The sequence below is a fragment of the Streptomyces sp. CoH27 genome, from assembly GCF_020181035.1.
Classification (GTDB): domain Bacteria; phylum Actinomycetota; class Actinomycetes; order Streptomycetales; family Streptomycetaceae; genus Streptomyces; species Streptomyces camelliae.
Window position 1 is genome coordinate 30817 of sequence record NZ_JAIQYY010000044.1, and the last position, 3188, is coordinate 34004.

Below are 3188 nucleotides of genomic sequence, written 5' to 3' on the forward strand. Positions count from 1 at the left end.
GACCCTGGCTCCACGAGTGCGGCCCCTGAAGGCCCTGACCAGGACCACATGTTCCGCCTCGTGATGGACACGCTGATCACGGGCCTGGAAAGCCGCCTCACCGCCGGTCGTGACGGCCGGCACGCCGGCCATTGAGCCAGTCAGCCTGAGACGCCGCGCCCCAGGCACTGGCGCCTGAGGCGTGCCCGCAGTCGGGCGATCCCAGGGCTGCGACACACGGGAGCCACCCCGTCACATCGGGTGAGACCGCCCGGCGGGGTGGTTCCACATCCAGCCCCCACACGGCAGCCGTATGCCGACGCTGAACGTGAAATGACCATCGTCGTTGGCTTGTTCCTGGTCTCCCTCCTGAGGGGGAGACCGTCGGCCTCGTCGAGCTGAATCACCCGTGTCATCCGTTCACCGAGGCGGCTATGCCGCCGAGTGCTCCCGCCCGTGAGCGCGAAATGGCGCCACGTACCGGATGAGACCTCCCCGATCTCTCGATCCGTTCTTTTCTCTCTTCCTCCATCCCCCATTCGCTGTCCGGAGGGCTGCCCCATGTCCCAGAACGCGACCGTCGCTGCTTGCGGCGCCGAGACCACACCTGAGAATGTGCCCGACCTGTCGCACCGGCGTCGCTGGTGGATTCTGGTGGTCATTTCCCTGTCGATGCTGATGGGCGTCCTCGACGGCACCATCGTGAGCATCGCCCTGCCGTCCGCCCAGCACGACCTGGGCTTCTCGGAAGCCGCCCGGCAGTGGGTGGTCACCGCCTATGCGCTGGCCTTCGGCAGTCTGCTGCTGCTCGGCGGCAGGGTCACGGACCTGGTCGGGCAGAAGGTGACGTTCCTGGTGGGTCTGGCCGGCTTCGCGGCCGCTTCCATGGTGGCAGGCGCGGCGAACGGTTTCGCCATGCTCGTCATCGCGCGCGCCGTCCAGGGCCTGTTCGCCGCCCTGCTTGCCCCGTCGGCCCTGTCGGTCCTGATGACCACGTTCACCGATCCGCGCGAGCGGGCGAAAGCATTCACCGTCGCGGGATCGGTCGCCGGTGCCGGCGGAGCCATCGGCCTGATCCTCGGCGGCGTGCTGACCGAGTACCTTGACTGGCGCTGGACCATGTACGTCAACGTGATCTTCGCGGTGGTGGCGTTCGTCGGTGGGGCGGCCCTGCTGCACCGCACCCCGCGTGACACGACCTCCAAGCTCGACGTCCCCGGCACTCTGCTGGCCTCCATCGGACTGTTCTGCCTGGTCTACGGGTTCTCGAACGCCGAAACGCGTGGCTGGGGCTCGGTGGCGACCTGGGGCATGCTGGCAGTCGGCGTCGTACTGGTGGCCGTCTTCGTGTGGTGGCAGAGCAGGGCGGCGTCTCCGCTGCTGCCCCTGCGGGTCCTGCTGGACCGTAACCGCGGTGCCTCCTTCGCCGCCCTCTTCGTCACCGGCGCGGGCATGTTCGGCGTGTTCCTGTTCCTGACCTACTACCTGCAGCAGAGCCTCGGCTACAGCGCTCTGAACACCGGCTTCGCCTTCGTGCCCCTGATCGTGGCCTCGTCGTCCGCCTCCGCCGTGGCCAACAACGTCCTGGTGGCGCGCATAGGACCGAAGCCGGTGGTCCCGCTGGGCATGGCCATTGCGGCCGCCGGGCTGATCTGAATGACCAAGCTGGACCTGAACAGCGGATACGTGACGCAGGTACTGCCCCAGCTGGTACTCGTCGGCATCGGGCTGGGCACGGTCATCGCGCCCGCCATGAGCCTGGCAACCTCCGGGGTGGCGGCCTCCGATGCCGGCGTTGCGTCGGCCGCTGTCAATACGCTTCAGCAGGTGGGCGGCTCCATCGGCATCGCCTTGCTCAGCACGATGGCCTCCGACGCCGCCACCGGCTACCTCTCCGGCCGCAATCCCAAGAACCCCGGCGTGCTGGCTCAGGCCGGCCTGGAGGGCTATTCCACGGCCTACTGGTGGTCGGCGGCCGTCTTCGTCGCCGGCCTGGTCATCACCGCCCTGCTCTACCGCCGGGGTGTGCCCCAGCAGAACGAGAACGCCGCACCTGTCGTGCACATGTAGCGGGACAGCAGTGCTGTGAGGGCCCACCTTCGAGGGGGGCGAACAGGGTCCTTGCGGCTCCCCTCACCTGCTCAATGGATGTCCCATCGTGGCTGCGACTCGGGTTCTACCAGCGGAAGGTGTACCAGGTGGAAGATCGAACGGATCCGCGTCTATTGCGCAGTCGTCAGGCCATGGTCGCGGCGGCCACCGCGTTGCTCACGGAAGGTGGGCTGGAGGCCGTGACACATCAAACGGTTGCGACTCGTGCCGACGTCGGCAGGGCAACCGTCTACCGGCACTGGCCGAGCCTTCTCGACCTCCGCCTGGCCGCGCTGGAGGCCGGCATGCCCCCTCTCCCTCCGGTACCCGAGGAGCTTCGGGCCGCTTCGGGCAACGATCCGCGAGCGGAGCTCATTTACCGTCTGAACGTGCTCGCCGAGCGTTGGGACGACGAGCAATCGGGGGCCGTCCTTGCCGCGGTCCTCGGGGGCTCACGGCACGACGAAGGTATACGCCGCCTCCGGGAGTCACTGCTGAACCAGATCGCCGACGCCCTGCGTCCCGCGGTTACCACAGCCGTCGAGCGCGGCCAGCTCCGGCCCGACGTCACCCCCGAGACATTCGCCATGGCCACCGCCGGGCCGCTGTTCTTCGAGCGCTTCGTCGGGAACCACCTGGGGCGCGACACCGTGAACGCCGTCGTGGACGCCGCTTTGCGAGGTTGGTCCTAGGTTTGACGCTCTCCCGCGTAAACGGGGGAGATTCCCACCGTGCCGCCGCTGTTTCCAGCACGTGCGTAGTGGTTCCTGCTTCGTCACCCGCTGCCCGGCGTGCCGGGTCTTGTGCGGGCTCCACGAGGCGTTTTACGTGTCCGGGCGTCCCTCGGCCACGATGCGCCGTCCTTCACGGCGGCTGTTGAGTTCGGCGTTCTCGTCCCGGTCGTGGACGTCCCCGCAGGAGCACGTCCACTTCCGGATCCCGAGTCCATCCAGCCCCTTGGGGCCTTCGATGCTGCCGCAGGCGGAGCACAGCTGTGTGGACGGGAAGTACCGGCCGACCTTGGCGAAGTCGCGCCCGTACCGGTGAGCTGTCCCGAGTTTCGTAGAGTCCGGTGATCTTGTTTCAGGCGGACTGCAGGGCTTGCTCCTGGCTTCGCC

The 3188-nt window shown here is 68.0% G+C and carries 2 protein-coding genes and 1 pseudogene; 2 read left to right on the plus strand and 1 reads right to left on the minus strand.

Going from position 1 to position 3188, the window contains the following annotated elements; all coding sequences use genetic code 11:
* The first annotated feature begins 540 nt into the window (after positions 1-540).
* A pseudogene (locus LE548_RS41300) lies at positions 541-2049 on the plus strand (MFS transporter).
* A 119-nt stretch (positions 2050-2168) separates the two neighbouring features.
* Positions 2169-2762 carry a TetR/AcrR family transcriptional regulator gene (locus LE548_RS41305; protein WP_225102198.1) on the plus strand — a complete coding sequence of 198 codons (594 nt, stop codon included), beginning with the start codon at positions 2169-2171 and terminating at the stop codon, positions 2760-2762.
* 132 nt (positions 2763-2894) lie between these two features.
* Here the strand turns inward: LE548_RS41305 and LE548_RS41310 are convergent, their stop codons facing one another.
* On the minus strand, positions 2895-3062 hold the full coding sequence (locus LE548_RS41310) for a zinc ribbon domain-containing protein (protein WP_225102200.1): 168 nt from the start codon (positions 3060-3062) through the stop codon (positions 2895-2897).
* Positions 3063-3188 lie beyond the last annotated feature (126 nt).